The organism is Fructilactobacillus sp. X3R5C2 (assembly GCF_059901175.1).
Window position 1 is genome coordinate 1 of the sequence record NZ_JBWXVC010000018.1, and the last position, 388, is coordinate 388.

A 388-nucleotide genomic window follows, 5' to 3' on the forward strand; every position below is an offset into this window, starting at 1 on the left:
CTTATCCCTGACATTCCTGGATACACTCCAGTTGATAAGAACGGGAACAAGTTGGTCCCTGGCACACCATATCCGATCGATCACAATGATTTAGGGAAAGATACCCCAATTCATTATGTGAAGAATGCTGAACCATCAACTCCGGTAGCTCCAAACAAACCAGAGAAACCGTCAGCACAACCGGAACCAACTAAGCCAAGTGCACCAAAGGAAGTTCCGTCAGCACAACCGGAAGCTCCGAAGGCTAAGCAGGCCCCACAAACTCCTGCTAAAGCACCGGCTCAACCAGCTAAACCCAAAGCAAAGCAAGTTCCAGCAGCTAAGCCAGCTAAAAAGTCTGAAAAGAAGACGACGTTACCACAAACTGGTCAAAGTTCTGATAGCTTCT

General features: G+C 47.7%; 1 pseudogene. It reads left to right on the forward strand.

Annotation, left to right across the window (positions count from 1 at the left end):
- A pseudogene (locus AC6UD4_RS07255) lies at positions 1-388 on the forward strand (hypothetical protein); the annotation flags it as partial.